Annotated in this window: 12 protein-coding genes and 1 pseudogene; 4 read left to right on the top strand and 9 right to left on the bottom strand. The window is 64.8% G+C overall.

Translation table 11 applies throughout. The features are described from left to right. The first annotated feature begins 29 nt into the window (after positions 1-29). Both AC1Q6X_RS21035 and AC1Q6X_RS21030 read left to right on the top strand, forming a co-directional pair. A complete protein-coding gene (locus AC1Q6X_RS21035) occupies positions 30-1,031 on the top strand; it encodes a gamma-glutamyl-gamma-aminobutyrate hydrolase family protein (protein ID WP_230502067.1) in 1,002 nt (333 codons plus the stop codon). Further along, entirely contained in the window at positions 1,028-2,125 is a 1,098-nt protein-coding gene (locus AC1Q6X_RS21030; protein ID WP_230502069.1) for an alginate lyase family protein, read from the top strand. The genes AC1Q6X_RS21035 and AC1Q6X_RS21030 overlap by 4 nt, the downstream gene beginning before the upstream one ends. On the opposite strand, the gene AC1Q6X_RS21025 is transcribed toward AC1Q6X_RS21030, so the two are convergent. From AC1Q6X_RS21025 to AC1Q6X_RS20990, 8 genes and pseudogenes are all read right to left on the bottom strand, one after another. Next, positions 2,122-4,593, bottom strand: coding sequence for a TonB-dependent siderophore receptor (locus AC1Q6X_RS21025; RefSeq protein ID WP_230502071.1), 2,472 nt, complete (start codon positions 4,591-4,593; stop codon positions 2,122-2,124). The genes AC1Q6X_RS21030 and AC1Q6X_RS21025 overlap by 4 nt on opposite strands. 95 nt (positions 4,594-4,688) lie before the next feature. Further along, a complete protein-coding gene (locus tag AC1Q6X_RS21020) occupies positions 4,689-5,441 on the bottom strand; it encodes a FecR family protein (protein WP_230502673.1) in 753 nt (250 codons plus the stop codon). Between the two features lie 81 nt (positions 5,442-5,522). Next, positions 5,523-6,005: pseudogene (locus tag AC1Q6X_RS21015) on the bottom strand (sigma-70 family RNA polymerase sigma factor); the annotation flags it as partial. Between the two features lie 238 nt (positions 6,006-6,243). Beyond that, positions 6,244-7,374 carry a YbdK family carboxylate-amine ligase gene (locus AC1Q6X_RS21010; RefSeq protein WP_034780287.1) on the bottom strand — a complete coding sequence of 377 codons (1,131 nt, stop codon included), beginning with the start codon at positions 7,372-7,374 and terminating at the stop codon, positions 6,244-6,246. Beyond that, positions 7,375-8,562 (bottom strand): cation:proton antiporter, encoded by a 1,188-nt coding sequence (locus AC1Q6X_RS21005; protein ID WP_492498303.1) that lies wholly within the window; start codon positions 8,560-8,562, stop codon positions 7,375-7,377. It abuts the gene before it with no gap. A 313-nt stretch (positions 8,563-8,875) separates the two neighbouring features. Further along, entirely contained in the window at positions 8,876-10,045 is a 1,170-nt protein-coding gene (locus AC1Q6X_RS21000) for a vWA domain-containing protein (protein ID WP_492498302.1), read from the bottom strand. Continuing rightward, positions 10,039-10,656, bottom strand: coding sequence for a GNAT family N-acetyltransferase (locus AC1Q6X_RS20995; RefSeq protein WP_492498322.1), 618 nt, complete (start codon positions 10,654-10,656; stop codon positions 10,039-10,041). The genes AC1Q6X_RS21000 and AC1Q6X_RS20995 overlap by 7 nt, the downstream gene beginning before the upstream one ends. 30 nt (positions 10,657-10,686) lie before the next feature. After that, entirely contained in the window at positions 10,687-11,556 is an 870-nt protein-coding gene (locus AC1Q6X_RS20990; protein WP_034746522.1) for an AAA family ATPase, read from the bottom strand. A gap of 233 nt (positions 11,557-11,789) precedes the next feature. On the opposite strand from AC1Q6X_RS20990, the gene AC1Q6X_RS20985 reads away from it, so the two are divergent. After that, on the top strand, positions 11,790-12,119 hold the full coding sequence (locus tag AC1Q6X_RS20985; RefSeq protein ID WP_046684254.1) for a c-type cytochrome: 330 nt from the start codon (positions 11,790-11,792) through the stop codon (positions 12,117-12,119). Positions 12,120-12,133: 14 nt separating this feature from the next. After that, on the top strand, positions 12,134-12,475 hold the full coding sequence (locus tag AC1Q6X_RS20980; protein ID WP_230502677.1) for a c-type cytochrome: 342 nt from the start codon (positions 12,134-12,136) through the stop codon (positions 12,473-12,475). 14 nt (positions 12,476-12,489) lie between these two features. Here the strand turns inward: AC1Q6X_RS20980 and norR are convergent, their stop codons facing one another. Next, the gene (gene norR / locus AC1Q6X_RS20975) at positions 12,490-14,046 is read right to left on the bottom strand and encodes a nitric oxide reductase transcriptional regulator NorR (RefSeq protein WP_121670464.1); all 1,557 of its coding nucleotides are present in this window, start codon (positions 14,044-14,046) and stop codon (positions 12,490-12,492) included. Between the last annotated feature and the right edge of the window lie 64 nt (positions 14,047-14,110).

Here is a 14,110-nt window from a genome sequence, read left to right as displayed (position 1 = left end):
AAACGTCTCCGCTTTCAGTCAGCCTTGCCATGTCAGACGAAAAAGATCCCCAGCAGCCCCCATCCACCGATCCCGCAGCGCCAGCGCCGTCCCGGCCCGACCGGGTAGGCCGCCGGGCGCCCGATGATGAGCACCGTGCGCGCGACGCCGCCCCCCGCTATTTGAAGGATAACGACACGCCGCTGGCGCTGGCCTGGCGGGTGATCTCGTCGCGCTACCGTTCCATGCGCGACAAGGCCAGCCGCGATTTCATGCGGCGCACCCTGCGCATCGGCATCTCGGCGCGCATTTTCCACCCCGAGCCGGGCGCCACTGGATTGCGCAGCAAGAACCTGCAATACCTGGAAGAGTCGATTGCCCAGTGGGTCATGTCGCGCGACGTGCTGGTGTTCATGATCCCGACGGTCAATACCAGCGGCCAGCTACACCCGAGCAATATCACCCTGCGCCACTATGCGCGCCACCTGGACGGCCTGGTGCTGCAAGGCGGCGCCGACGTCTCGCCGCAGACGTATTCCGAGGCGGCCACGCGGCCCGAATGGAACGGCGACCGCGCGCGCGACCTGTACGAGCTGGAACTGCTGCACGAATTCGTCGATGCGGGCAAACCCGTGCTGGGCATTTGCCGCGGCTGCCAACTGATCAACGTGGGCTTTGGCGGCACCCTGTACCAGGACATCGCCTCGGACGTGGAAGGTGCGGCCTCCCACGTCAACGACCTGTATGACCGCCACCGCCACACCATCGTCTTCCCGAAAGGCTCGTCCCTGGCGGGCATGTTTCCGAAGGCGGGCGAGGCACTCGTCAATTCCATCCACCACCAGTCGGTCAAGGATCTGGGGCGCGACGTCACCGTGGAAGCCTATTCGCAAGGGGACAACATCGTCGAGGCCATCCGCTACCAGCGTGCCCGCTTCGTCATGGGCTTGCAGTGGCACCCGGAATTCCATTCGGCGGGCGGCGTCGAGCTGCTCGATTGCACGCCCATCCTCGATAACTTTTTGCGCGCGGCGCGGGAGACGCGGTTTTGAGTACGCATCTGATCCGCCGGCGCGCCGTGCTGGCCGGCCTGCTGGCGCTGCCCCTGGCGGGCTTGCGCGCGGCGCCGCGCCCGCATGAAGGCGCGCCGCCGTTTGCGCTGACGTCCGCCGCGCGCGCACGCACGCTCAAGGCGCGGGTGGCGCCGGCCATCGCCGAACAGGTGGTCAAGGCGGCGCGCAAGGACGCTGCGCGGCCCGTGCACCTGATGGCGCAGGTGCGCACGGGCGGCTTGCTGAAGGGAGAGGGCGGGCGCGAGACCAGCCAGCAGGCGCAGGAAGACTGGCGCCAGGCGCGCTTGCAGGCGCTGGCCTGGCGGCTGTCGGGCGAGATGCCGCATTTCGAGGCGGCGCGCCAGCTGCTGCTGGCCTGGAGCGGCAGCTATCAGCCCTCGTTCAGCCCTGTCGACGAGACGGAACTGGCCAGCCTGCTGATGGGATTTGACCTGGTGCAGGAGCGCTTGAACGGCGTCGAGCGCGAGCAGGTGCAGGCGTTTTGCCGCACCCTGGCGCACGGGTATCTGAGCGATCCGATCAAGGTGGGAGGCCCGTCCACGGCGCGCAACAACTGGCACAGCCACCGCATCAAGATCGGCACGGCCGCCGCGTATGTCACGGGCGACGCCTTGCTGGTCGCGCGGGCGAAGGAACGCTTCCTGGCGCATGTGCCGCGCAATATCGGCGCCGGCGGCGTGCCCTTCGACTTCGAGCAGCGCGACGCCCTGCATTACACCACCTACAGCCTGGAGCCGCTGCTGACGACGGCCCTGATGGCGCAGGCGCATGGCGACGACTGGTATGGCGCGCCGGAAGCGCGGCGCCTGGCCGAGGCGCTGGCCTGGCTGGCGCCGTACGCGCAGGGCAAAAAGACGCACGAGGAGTTCGCGAAAAGCGCCGTGCCCTTCGACCGCAAGCGCGTGGCCGCCGGCGAAAAGGGCTTTACGGGGAATTGGGAGACCAAGGGCGCCGCCAATGTGTATCTGCTGGCGGCGCGCTTCGATCCCGCTTACCTGTCCCTGGCGCTGGAATTGCGCCCGCCAGCCTGGGCGCTGGCGCTGTACGGCAGTGAGTTAAAACTTGTTGGTTAAAACTTCGTGCGCACGGTGAACATCACGTTGCGCGGTTCGCCGTAAAAGCCCGTCTGGAACAGGCCCAAGCCCGTAAAGTACTTCTTGTCCAGCAGGTTGTTCACGTTCAGGCTGGCCGTGACGTTCTTGCTGATCTCGTAGCGCGCCATCAGGTTGACCAGCGCGTAGCCGCCCTGCTTGATGCGTGAATAGTCCTCGATGGCGGGATTCCAGATATTGCCGTAGTAGCTGCTTTGCCAGTTGATGCCGCCACCGACGGTCAGCTTGTCCAGGCTGGCCGGCAGGCGCCACGATCCTTGCACGCGCACCAAATGGGCAGGCTGCGTGGTTTGCAGCATGGTGGAAAAGACATCCTTGCCATCCGCGTCGCGCACGTGGGTGTAGGTATAGCCGGCGCTCAGCTTCACATCCTGCATCACTTCGCCCGTCACTTCCATTTCCACGCCGCGGCTGGTGACGCCGTCGATGGCTCGATACGCTTCCTCGCCGTTGACTTCACCCACGGAGCTGGCCACATTGCTCTGGCGGATATGGAACAGGGACGCGCTGGCATTGACCTTGCCATCGAGGTATTCGGCTTTCACGCCCGCCTCGATACCTTTGCCGCGCACGGGGGCGAGGAAGTTGCGGTTCACATCGCGGTTGCTTTGCGGAGCGAAGATGCTGGTATAGCTGCCGAAGAGGGAATACGTCTTGTCGAGGTCATACACGACGCCCGCATACGGGGTGATGACGTTGCTTTCGTCGATGCGCGAGGTGATGCGTGCGGTCTTGGGGTCGAAGAAGCTGCGGTCCTGCTCCTGCCTGTAGTTGCTCACGCGCGCGCCGACGATGACGGACAGCGCGTCGGCCGGATGCAGGCGCACGGCACCATACAGGCCGCTCTGGCGCGTGCTGTCGTTGTCGTTGCCCAGACGGCTAAATGCGGGTTCCGCATACTGGCCGCGCCAGTCGAAATAGCTGCCTGCGACGGGTGGGTAGACCGATTCGTAGACGGGGCCATCCTGCTTTGCCGTCGAGGTGGAATAGCCGAGCATCGCTTCATGGCGGCGGCCGAAGGCGGTAAACGGCCCGCTGGCGTCGACGTTGACGGTGGTCTGGCGGCGGTCACCCTTGTATTTGCCCATGAAGAAATAGGCGCCTTCGCCCGTGACGGGGTCGGGATTGCCGCCGCTGGCCGAACCGAGCACGCTGTCATGCTTGCTGCGCAGCTGGTTGGCGCTCAGTGTCAGTTTCCACGCGTTGGCGAACGTGTGTTCGAGCGACGAGAACAGCGTGGTGTTCTGCATGTCGCGGCGGCTCCAGCCGGTGGCCGGGTTCCACGCGGTGGGGAAATCCGTGCGCGAGCCGTCGGCCAGCAGCACGGGGAAGCCCGTCCAGGTCGAGCCGCGCGGCTTGTAATCCTGGTGCGTAAAGCCGGCCGTCAGCAGCGTCACGGGTGTCAGGTCCGCCTCGACGATGCCGTAGGCGACGGATTTTTGCTGCGTGTAGCGGTCCAGGTAGGAGTGCTTGTCCTGATAGGCGCCGACCAGGCGGCCGCGCACCGTGCGGCTGTCGTTCAGGGGACCGGAGACATCGGCCTCGCCCCGGTAATTGTCCCACGATCCCGCGCCCAGGGTCGCCGCGCCCTCGAAGCTGGCAGTGGGACGCTTGCGCACCATGTTGACGGTGGCCGACGGGTCGCCCGAGCCGCTCATCAGGCCAGTCGCGCCCTTCAGCACTTCGATGCGGTCGTAGATGGCCATGTCGCTGTTGGTCGTGCCCCAGTCGTAGACGCCGTCATAGATGGCCGAGACGCCGTCGTACTGGAAATTGGTGACGGCAAAGCCGCGCGCCTGGAAGCTCCAGCGGTCGCTGTCATAGTTTTGCACGCTCACGCCATTGACGTTCTTCATGACGTCGGAGACGGCGTTGCTGTTTTGGTCATCCATCTGCTGGCGCGTGACGATGGTCAGCGACTGCGGCGTTTCGCGCTGCGTCAGGGCCAGGCCCGTGGCGCCGCTGGCGGGGCCGCCCGTGTAGCTGCCCGTGCCGCTGGTGGCGGCGCTGCGCTCGGCCGACGCCACCACGGTGACGCCGCTCATGACGGCCATGCCGCGGCTGTCCGCCGTGGGAGTAGTCGCGCCGGCGGGGATCTTTTGCAGCAGGTAGCCGCCATTTGCCTGCGGCACGGCTTGCAGGCCGCTGCCGGCCAGCAGCACGCGGAAACCGTCTTGTACGCCATAGCTGCCTTGCAGGCCGGCGCTGCGCAAGCCTTGCGTGGCGTCGCTGGAGAACGACAACAAAATGGCGCTGTCGCTGCCGAAGCGCGTCAGCACGTCGCCCAGCGCGCCGGCCGGAATGCTGTAGGCGCGTACTTGCCGGCTTTGCGCCTGGGCTGGCGTCGGCAGGGCCAGGGCCATGCCGATCTGCGCCAGGGCGCAGGCCAGAACGGTACGGGTAAGGAGGGAACGCGAAGCGTGGTGCATGGAATAAAGCCTTTCGTGGATGCGCAAGATGGAGACTGCCTATCTTCCAGGTCACGCGAGCACGGTAAAACAGCTCACTTTGCAGAAAATATTTTTCAGCGGGCCGCCAGTTCGATGCGCACCACCTGATGGCCCCAGAAGCGCGTGACGGTATTGCGCCGCAATTGCAGGCTGGCGCTGACGGCGTCGACGATGGCATCGACGTCGGCCAGCGGGTAGGAGCCGGACACGCGCAAACCGGCGACGGCGGGCGTGCAGTCCAGCGGCTGCTCGCTGTAGCGCGACAGCTCGGCGAGGAAATCGGCCAGGCGCATGTCGCGCGCCACCAGCATGCCATCGAGCCAGGCGCCGCCGTATGGCGCCAGCGCCTGGCGGTGATAACCGTCACTGTCGAAATGGGCGCCTTCGCCGGGGCGCAGCAGCAGGCGCTGGCTGCCGTCACCGGCCAGCACGGCGACGGCCCCTTCGAGCACGCCGGCGCTGGCATAGCCATCGTGCAGGCGCACGGTGAAACGCGTGCCCAGCGCCTGCAGCCTGCCGTGCGGCGTGCCGACGAAGAACGGCCGCTGCGCCGCATCCTTGCCGGTGGCGATGAAGATTTCGCCGGCCAGCAGGTCGATGCGGCGCTGCGCGCCGTCGTAAGCGATATTCACGGCGCTATTGGTATTGAGGGTGAGCCGCGTGCCGTCGGCCAGGGTCACGACGCGGCGCAGGTTGACGGCCGTGCGGTAATCGGCCGTCCAGCTGCGCCACGGGCCACGGCGTTCGAATCCATACAGCGAGGCGCCGCAAGCCAGCAGCAGGGCCAGCGTCTTGACGGCGTGGCGGCGCGGCGCGTTCGCCTGCACGCAGGCGCGCAGCAGGCTCGCGTGCGCCGCGGGCGGCAGGTGCTCGTGCTGTATTTGCAGCTGCTGCCACGCCTGCGTGGCGCTGCCGGCCCGCTGCAGATGGCGTTTTACTGTCGCCAGCGAGATGCCGAGCTGGCGCGCGATGTCTTCCTGCGGCAGTTCGTCGAGCTGGCGCAGTAAAAAAGCCCGTTTGACGGGAGGCGGCAGGCCGTCGAGCATGCGGTCCAGCTCAAACACGGTGGCCAGCAGCAGCGCGCGTTCCTCGGGCGAGGGTGCATGCAGGGGCGGCAGCTGGGCCAGCACGTCGAGGTACGCCTGTTCCAGTTTCTGGCGGCGGTAATGGTTGAACAGCACGCGCTGGGCGACGGTGGCGAGAAAGGCGCGCGGCTCGCGCGCGGCGACGGCGTCTTCGCGGTCGAGCAGGCGCATGAAAGTATCGTGCGCCACATCGGCCGCGCACGCCGTGCTGCCCAGTTTTTTGCGCAGCCAGCCCTGCAGCCAGCCGTGGTGGTCGGCATACAGTGTCGCGATGTCCTGGCGTTGTAGCGGCTTTGCCAGCGGCATCGCATTCCCCTTGCGTTTTTAAACAATAATAAGAATCATTCTCATTGTAGCAAGCGAGGACGGCGGCTGTAAATGACGGGCAGGCGCGCTGTGGTTTTTTGGTTGACGAACGGTAGGTCGGATTAGAGGGGCCGCCGAGGCGCGCAAGCGCGTAATCCGACGCCACCACCGGCGCTAACGATGTTGTCGGATTACGCGGCTACGCCGCTAATCCGACCTACGTTACCAGGCAGCAACGTCAGTAGTTCATGGGCTCGCCACGGAAGCAGCGGATCGCCGAATCGACCATGCCCTCGGCGCTGCCCTGCAGGCTGTGCTGCTTGCGCAGGTATTGCGCGTCGCTCCACTGCTTGGCCACGTCCGACAGGTGTTTCAGGGCCGGCGTGCTGCCCAGCGCCTCGGCGTGCGGTTCCATCTTGCGCAGGGTGGTCATGATGTCTTCGCGCAGCGACATCGTTTCGTAGGTTTTCGGATGCGTGATGGCGCCATCGAGGCCGAAGCGGCAGGCCTGGAAGCGGTTGTAGTTATATACGAGGTAATCGTCTTCCACGGGCGGGGTTTCGCGGCGTTCGAGCAGGTAGCGGCACAGCGCCTGCAGGTAGGCGGCCAGCGCGGCGGCCCGCTCCACCGTCAGCGGCGTGTCGCACACGCGCAGTTCGATGGTGCCGAATTCCGGCTTGGGACGGATATCCCAGTAAAAATCCTTCATGCTCTTGATGATGCCCGTGTTCTCCATCTTGGCGAAATACTCGTTGGAGAACTGATCCCAGCTCAGCGTAAACGGCGCGCGTCCGCTCATGGGGAATGCGAACACGGAGTTCAAACGGGCCGAATCGAACAGGGTGTCGCGGCCCTGCACATAGGGCGAGGAAGCCGACAGGGCGATGAAGTGGGGGATGTAGCGGTTCAGCGAATGCAGCAGGAACATGGCGTCGTCGCCCGAGGCGCAGCCGATGTGCACGTGTTGGCCGAAGATGGTGAACTGCTTGGCCAGGTAGCCGTACAGTTCCGAAATCTCCTGGAAGCGGGGCTTGGAAAAGATCTTTTGCGACGACCATTGCTGGAACGGGTGCGTGCCGCCGCCCGCGATGCCGATATTGAGCTTGTCGCCGGCCGTGATCAAGGTGTCGCGGATTTCCTGCAGCTGCTCCAGCAGGGGGCCGTGATGCGTGTGCACGCTCGAGTTGATCTCGATCATGCTCTCGGTGATTTCCGGCGTGACGTTGCCGGGAAACGGTTTCTTGTTCAGCAGATGCAGCAGGTCGGGGCTGGCGGCCGTCAAGTCGTAGTCCGACAGGTTCACCAGTTGCAGTTCGAGTTCGACGCCGAAGGTCAGCGCGGCCGATTGGCCAAAGGGTTCCAGCGGCATTTAGCGCTCCTTGATTTCGTGGGTTTCTTTGGCCAGCATCAGCACGCGCTGCACCAGCACGGGGCCGATCAGTTCCAGGCCCAGGGTGATGGCGGCCAGGGCGTTCAATTCGTCGCCGAAGTTCACGCCGTGCTGGCGCGCGTGTTCGAGCAGCAGGATGATGAAGACGGAGACGGGCGTCAGGGCCACGCCCGTCAGCACGCCCTTGCGCCAGGAAATGCCGCTCACATGCGAGAACGCGGCTACGCCGGCGACCTTCGTCAGCAGACGTCCGGCGACGACGGCCAGGGCCAGTCCCGCGCCGGCCGTCACGCTGGCCCATTCCAGGGTCGAAGCGGCATATACGAACAGCAGCACCGTCAGCAGCTCGCCCATGGCGCCGAAATTGCGCTGCGCCTGGCTGAAGGCGACCCTGCGGTGGCGCGCCACCAGGCCGAAGGTGAGGGTGGCCAGCAGCGGCGACAGGCTGGTGGTGTAGGTCAGGGCGACGAGCAGCATCACCGACAGCGCGAACGCCACGGTGGCGTCCTGCGCCATGTTGCCCAGGCGGCGCAGCATGGCCGGCACGACGATGCCGAAGACGGTGCCGGCGGCCACGGAGGCGGCCAGCACGGCGGCGCTGCTGCTGCTCGCCTCGATCAGGTCGGTGGAACTCTGGAACATCCAGAAGCCGACGATGATGTTGAACGTGAAGACGGCCAGCACGCAGTTCAGGGCGGTGAGGTGGACGATGCGTTCCGTGACCTGGCCCGAGCTGCGTTCCTCGTTGATGACGCGCATGATGGTGGCCGGCGAGGTGGACATGGCCAGTGATGCGAGCAGCAGCGCCGTCATCGAGGTGCTGCCGAATTCGATGCCGATGAAGTAGACGACGGCAAAGGTCAGCAGGGATTCGACCAGGCCCGTGACGGCGATCCACGGATTGTTCTTCAGCCAGCGCAGGTTGATGCGGTAGCCCACCTCGAACAGGATCAGGCCGAAAGCCACGTCGGCCAGCACCAGCATGGGGCCGGCGTCCGTCTGCGGCAGGATGCCTACCTGCGTCTGCGCGAGGACGAAACCGATCACGCCGTAAAAACTGATGCGCGGCAGGCCAGTCCAGCGGTGGCCGAATTCGCCCACCACCCAGGCCAGGGTAATGGCGAACGGCCAGGACAGGTCGGCGGCGATCGAGATCAGACTTTGCATGCTCATTCCTTTGAAATTGGCGCTGGCACCGGCCGGCAGCACGGGGGCTGGCGCGGCAAGGTCTTGGTGCAGCGGTGGTGCATAGTTTGCGCAGAGCGATGCGCCGATTCTACCGGAGCAGAAGGCGCGCACGATGTGCGCAATCGAACAGTGTCGCGACCATGGCGGCCGCGCACGGGATGCAGCAGGGTGGGGCAGGGCTGGTATCGGCGTATGGTACCCGCCCGCGGCGGAGATGCTCCGCACGGTAGTGCCGTGTCGCAGTGTACGGCATGGCGGCCTCATGCCGCCATGGACTTTTTGTTGCGTGCTTTTATTTACTGAGCAGACGCATGCCCCGTTCCAGCCCGTCGATCGACAGGGGGAACATGCGGTTGTTCATCAACTGCCGCATCACGCCGATCGACTGGCGGTACTGCCACAATCCCTCCGACTCCGGATTGAGCCAGATGAATTTCGGGAACGCCTGGGTAAAGCGCGCCAGCCACGCCGATCCCGCTTCCTCGTTGTTGTATTCCACGCTGCCGCCCGGCTGCAGGATTTCATAGGGGCTCATGGTGGCGTCGCCGACGAAAATCAGCTTGGTGTCGGGCGGATATTTGCGCAGCACGTCCCAGGTGGGAAAACGCTCGGCATTGCGGCGCCGGTTGTTCTTCCACAGGTAGTCGTAGACGCAGTTATGGAAGTAAAAGAACTCCATGTTCTTGAATTCCGTCTTCGCCGCCGAAAACAGTTCCTCGGTGCGCTCGATATGGTCGTCCATGCTGCCGCCCACATCGAGCAGCATCAGCACCTTGATGCGGTTCTTGCGCTCGGGCCGCATCCTGATGTCGAGGTAGCCCGCGTTGTTGGCCGTGGCGGCGATGGTGGCGTCGAGCGCCAGTTCATCTTCCGCGCCTTCGCGCGCGAACTTGCGCAGGCGGCGCAAGGCTACCTTGATGTTGCGCGTGCCCAGTTCGCGCTCGCCGTCATAATCCTTGTAGCTGCGCGCTTCCCACACCTTCACGGCCGTGCGGTTGCCGCCCTTGCCGCCGATGCGGATGCCTTCCGGATTCGTGCCGCCATTGCCGAACGGCGAGGTGCCGCCCGTGCCGATCCACTTGCTGCCGCCCTCGTGGCGCTCCTTCTGTTCCTTCAGCAGCTCGTTCAGGCGGTCCATCAGCTTGTCGTAGCCGAATTTTTCCAGCTGCGCCTTCTGCTCCTCGGACAGCTCGCGCTGCATGCGTTTGAGCAGCCAGTCGAGGGGAATCGCCGCGTTCGTGTCGAAAGCCGCGTTGACGCCCTTGAAGTACTGGCCAAAGGCGCGGTCGAACTTGTCGAAATGGGCTTCATCCTTGACCAGGGTCAGGCGCGCCAGATAGTAGAAATCGTCCATCGAGGCGTCGATGACGTTCTTTTGCAGCGCTTCAAGAAGGGTCAGAAATTCCTTGATCGAGACGGGAATCTTCGCATCCTTGAGCGTGAAGAAGAAATCGATCAGCATGGCGCCTGCTCTCCCGCGCGGGGCAGTGCGGCAATGGGGCGCTGCGCCAGCTTGTAGCGCAGGTGGGCGGCAATTTCCGGCCACTCGCCGCGCGTGATGCTGTACATGACGGTGTCGCGCACGGTGCCGTCGCGGCGCAGCGCATGGTGGCGCAGCACGCCATCCTTTTTCGCGCCCAGGCGCTCGATGGCCGCCTGCGAGGCGTGGTTGAAATTGTCGGTGCGCAGGCCCACCAGCGCGCAGCCGAGGTTATCGAAGGCGTGCGCCAGCAGCAGCAATTTGCAGGTGGTGTTGACGTGGCTGCGCTGGCAGCGCTTCGCGTACCAGGTGTAGCCGATTTCCAGGCGGCCGATGGCCGGCACCACGTCGTGGTAGCTGGTGGTGCCGAGCACCTCGCCGCTGGCCGCGTCGATGACGGCAAAGGCGAAGCGCGTGGGGCGCATCTCGATGCCCTTGAAAATGTACTGGTCCACCTGGTCCGGCTCGGGCACGGAGGTGACGCGCAGATTCCACAGTTCCCCATCCATGGCTGCCGCGCGCAGGCCGGGCGCGTGGTGCGGCGCCAAGGCTTCGAGGCGGATGCCGTGCAGTTCCAGGGGGACGAAGACCATGTCGGGGCTGATATCGTTCACCGGCGCTCCTTAGCGGTTGGTGCGCGACATGAACATCAGGCGCTCGAACAGGTGCACGTCCTGCTCGTTTTTCAGCAGCGCGCCGTGCAGCGGCGGCACGACGGCCTTGTTGTCCTTGCTGCGCAGCGCTTCGGCTGGGATGTCCTCGGCCAGCAGGAGCTTGAGCCAGTCGAGGAATTCCGACGTCGACGGCTTTTTCTTCAGGCCCGGCACGTCGCGCACTTCATAGAAGGTTTGCAGCGCCTGCGCCAGCAATTCCTGTTTCAGGTGCGGGTAGTGGACGGCGACGATCTGCTCCATCGTGTCCTTGTCCGGGAATTTGATGTAGTGGAAGAAGCAGCGGCGCAAAAAGGCGTCCGGCAATTCCTTCTCGTTGTTCGAGGTGATGATGACGAGCGGACGGTGGCGCGCCGTGACCATTTCGCGCGTCTCATACACATAGAATTCCATGCGGTCCAGCTCGCGCAGCAAGTCGTTCGGGAATTCGATGTCGGCCTTGTCGATTTCATCGATCAGCAGTACCACCGGTTCGGGCGCCGTGAATGCCTGCCACAGCACGCCCTTGACGATATAGTTCTGGATGTCGCGCACGCGCTCGTCGCCCAGCTGCGAATCGCGCAGGCGCGACACGGCGTCGTATTCGTACAGGCCCTGCTGCGCCTTGGTGGTCGATTTGATATGCCATTGCATCAGCGGCATGTTCAGCGCGGCGGCTACTTCCTCGGCCAGCATGGTCTTGCCCGTGCCCGGTTCGCCCTTGATCAGCAGCGGGCGTTGCAGGGTCAGCGCCGCATTCACGGCCAGTTTCAGGTCGGCGGTGGCGACATAGCTGTCGGAACCTTCGAAGCGTTGGCCTTGCTGGGTGTGCTGTGCTTGCATGAGCGGTCTGCCAAAGTAGGGAAATGGTGAGTATAAACAGAACTGTGGCGCGCTGCCACGCGGACGGCCTGTGCCTGCCTGCCGACAATGCGGGTTTTATAGGTGGACTTGCAAGAATATCTTGGCTAGAATCGGCAAGCAGCAGATTAATTGTCAACCTTAATTGTCAACACATAAAATCAATAAAAACCAGCACTGGCGTTTCTCCGATTACCTTTGTTCACATTGCCACTATGAAAAAAATATTTGCACTTCTCGTGCTTGCCGGCATAGCAAATGCCGTCACAGCGGCTGACATTGTAGGAAACGCCAAGGCAGCCCCTGCCAAGGTGGAAATGTGTATCGGCTGCCACGGCATCCCCGGTTACAAGGCAACCTTCCCCGAAGTGTTCCAGGTGCCGATGATCGGCGGCCAGCCGGCAAAATATATCGAGAATGCGCTGCAAGCCTACAAGAAGGGCGACCGCAAGCACCCCAGCATGAAGGGCATCGCCAGCAGCCTGTCGGACCAGGATATCGCCGATGTCGCCGCGTACTATGCGCAACAAGCCAAGCCGAACTGAGGATCAGCCAGATGATGAAAACACTACTCGCCGCCCTCGTTTGCGCCACCGTTTCGTTTTCCGTCAGCGCCGCCGGCAATGTCAACACGGGCAAGGCCCTGGCCGAAAAATACAGCTGCGCCACCTGCCACGGCAAGGATTACGGTTCGCCCATCGACCCGTCCTACCCGAAGCTGGCTGGTCAGCACAGGGATTACCTGGAACACGCGTTGACGGCGTATAAACGGGGCGACAAGGCCAACGGCCGCAACAACGCCATCATGACGGGCCAGGTGAAACCGTTGAGCAACCAGGACATCAAGGACCTGGCCGCCTACCTGCACAGCTTGCCGAGCAGCCTGGTCACTCATCGCTGAGCGGTAACGCCGGCTCAGGCTTTCAGCCCCACCCGGCGAGCAAGTTTATGCAGATTGCTGGCGTCGAGTCCCAACTGCCGCGCCGCAGCGGCCCAGTTATCCTGATGCAGCACCAGCGCTTGCCGGATGGCCTGGCGCTGGCTCGCTTCGACGATCTGATGCATCGATAGCAGCGGCGCCGCCGGCGTGCCGCACGCGGCTGGCGCCAGCGGCAGCGCGTCCGTGCCGGCCGGCGCTTCCAGCGCATCGAGGTCGAGCATATCCGTTTCCAGCGTTACTATCTCTTTGCGGTCCGCGCCGCGGATCACGGCTTTCAGCGCGGCCCGGCTGATCACATGTTCCAGTTCGCGCACGTTGCCGGGCCAGCGGTAGTGGCACAGAGCGTTTTCCGCCGCGGCCGACAGGCGCAGGCTGCGCAAGCCCAGGCGCGCGCGGTTCAGTTCCAGGAAGCCGCCCGCCAGCAGCAGCACGTCGTTGCCCCGCTCGCGCAGCGGCGGAATCGGCACGGGATACACGGATAAACGGTGGTACAGATCGGCGCGGAACGAGCCGTCGCGCACATGTTCGCGCAGGCTGCGGTTGGTGGCGGCGATCACGCGCACGTTGACCCGGCGCGGCCGGTCCGCGCCCAGGCGCTGGATTTCGCCATTTTGCAAGGTGCGCAGCAGCTTGGCCTGTATCGACAGCGGCAATTCCCCCACTTCATCGAGAAACAGGGTGCCCCCTTCGGCCGCCTCGAAACGGCCGGGCCGGTCGCTGACGGCGCCCGAAAACGCACCGCGCACATGGCCGAACAACTCGCTCTCGGCCAGCGATTCCGGCAAGGCTGCGCAATTGACGTGGATCAGCGGTTTGCCCGCGCGGCGCGACAGGCGGTGCAGGCGGTGCGCGCACAATTCCTTGCCCACGCCCGTCTCGCCCAGCAGCAGCACGGGCAGTTCGGAATCGGCGACCACCTGCAATTCGTGCAGCAAGTGCGTGATGGCGCTGCTCTGGCCGACGAAATCGTGTTCCTCGCGCGGCGCCTGGGCATCGGCCAGCATGGCGCCGCCCGACAGGCGCAGGGCGCGGATTTCCGTCTCCAGGCGCGTCACGCGCACGGCCGCCTCGATGGCGCAGGCCAGCTCGCCCAGGTCGCGCTGCGCCTGCGTATCGAAGGTGCCCACCCGCAGCGCGTCGAGCGTGATCACGCCCCAGCGTTCGCCTTCCAGGTCCAGCGCCATGCCCATGCAGTCGTGCACGGGCAGCGGTTCGCCGGCCCGCTCGGCGATCAGGCCATCGTAGGGATCGGGCAGGGAGCTGTCGTGATGGAAGCACAGCACGCCGCGCCGCTGCAGGATGGCGGCCAGGCGCGGATGGTCGGCGACGGCGAAGCGGCGTCCCAGCGCGTCGCTGGCCAGGCCGGCCATCGCCACGGGGCGCAGGTGCTCGCCGTCGAGCTTGAGCAAGGCCACGGCCTCGCAGCCGAAGTGCGCGCGCAGGCTGCCCACGAGGCGCTGCAGGCGCACGGCCACGGGCAGGTCGGCGACCAGGTCGGTGAGCAGCAGCAGGTGGATGGCGGTGGTGGTCATAAGTACCATGCAGGGTACAACGGACCACGCTTGAAAAGGGTCATATCGACCCTGCATTTTTCAA

The sequence above is a fragment of the Janthinobacterium sp. GW823-FHT06H09 genome, from assembly GCF_058794735.1.
Note: the sequence above shows the minus strand (reverse complement) of the source record. Positions and strands in the feature narration are given on the sequence as shown.

What these genes read in the sequence shown, in the direction of transcription:
- AC1Q6X_RS21035 (WP_230502067.1), top strand. Translation starts at nt 30, where the DNA reads ATGTCAGACGAAAAAGATCCCCAGCAGCCCCCATCCACCGATCCCGCA.
- AC1Q6X_RS21010 (WP_034780287.1), bottom strand. Translation starts at nt 7,374, where the DNA reads ATGCCGCTGGAACCCTTTGGCCAATCGGCCGCGCTGACCTTCGGCGTC.
- AC1Q6X_RS20990 (WP_034746522.1), bottom strand. Translation starts at nt 11,556, where the DNA reads ATGCAAGCACAGCACACCCAGCAAGGCCAACGCTTCGAAGGTTCCGAC.
- AC1Q6X_RS21005 (WP_492498303.1), bottom strand. Translation starts at nt 8,562, where the DNA reads ATGCAAAGTCTGATCTCGATCGCCGCCGACCTGTCCTGGCCGTTCGCC.
- AC1Q6X_RS20995 (WP_492498322.1), bottom strand. Translation starts at nt 10,656, where the DNA reads ATGGTCTTCGTCCCCCTGGAACTGCACGGCATCCGCCTCGAAGCCTTG.
- AC1Q6X_RS21000 (WP_492498302.1), bottom strand. Translation starts at nt 10,045, where the DNA reads ATGCTGATCGATTTCTTCTTCACGCTCAAGGATGCGAAGATTCCCGTC.
- AC1Q6X_RS20985 (WP_046684254.1), top strand. Translation starts at nt 11,790, where the DNA reads ATGAAAAAAATATTTGCACTTCTCGTGCTTGCCGGCATAGCAAATGCC.
- AC1Q6X_RS20980 (WP_230502677.1), top strand. Translation starts at nt 12,134, where the DNA reads ATGAAAACACTACTCGCCGCCCTCGTTTGCGCCACCGTTTCGTTTTCC.
- norR (WP_121670464.1), bottom strand. Translation starts at nt 14,046, where the DNA reads ATGACCACCACCGCCATCCACCTGCTGCTGCTCACCGACCTGGTCGCC.
- AC1Q6X_RS21025 (WP_230502071.1), bottom strand. Translation starts at nt 4,593, where the DNA reads ATGCACCACGCTTCGCGTTCCCTCCTTACCCGTACCGTTCTGGCCTGC.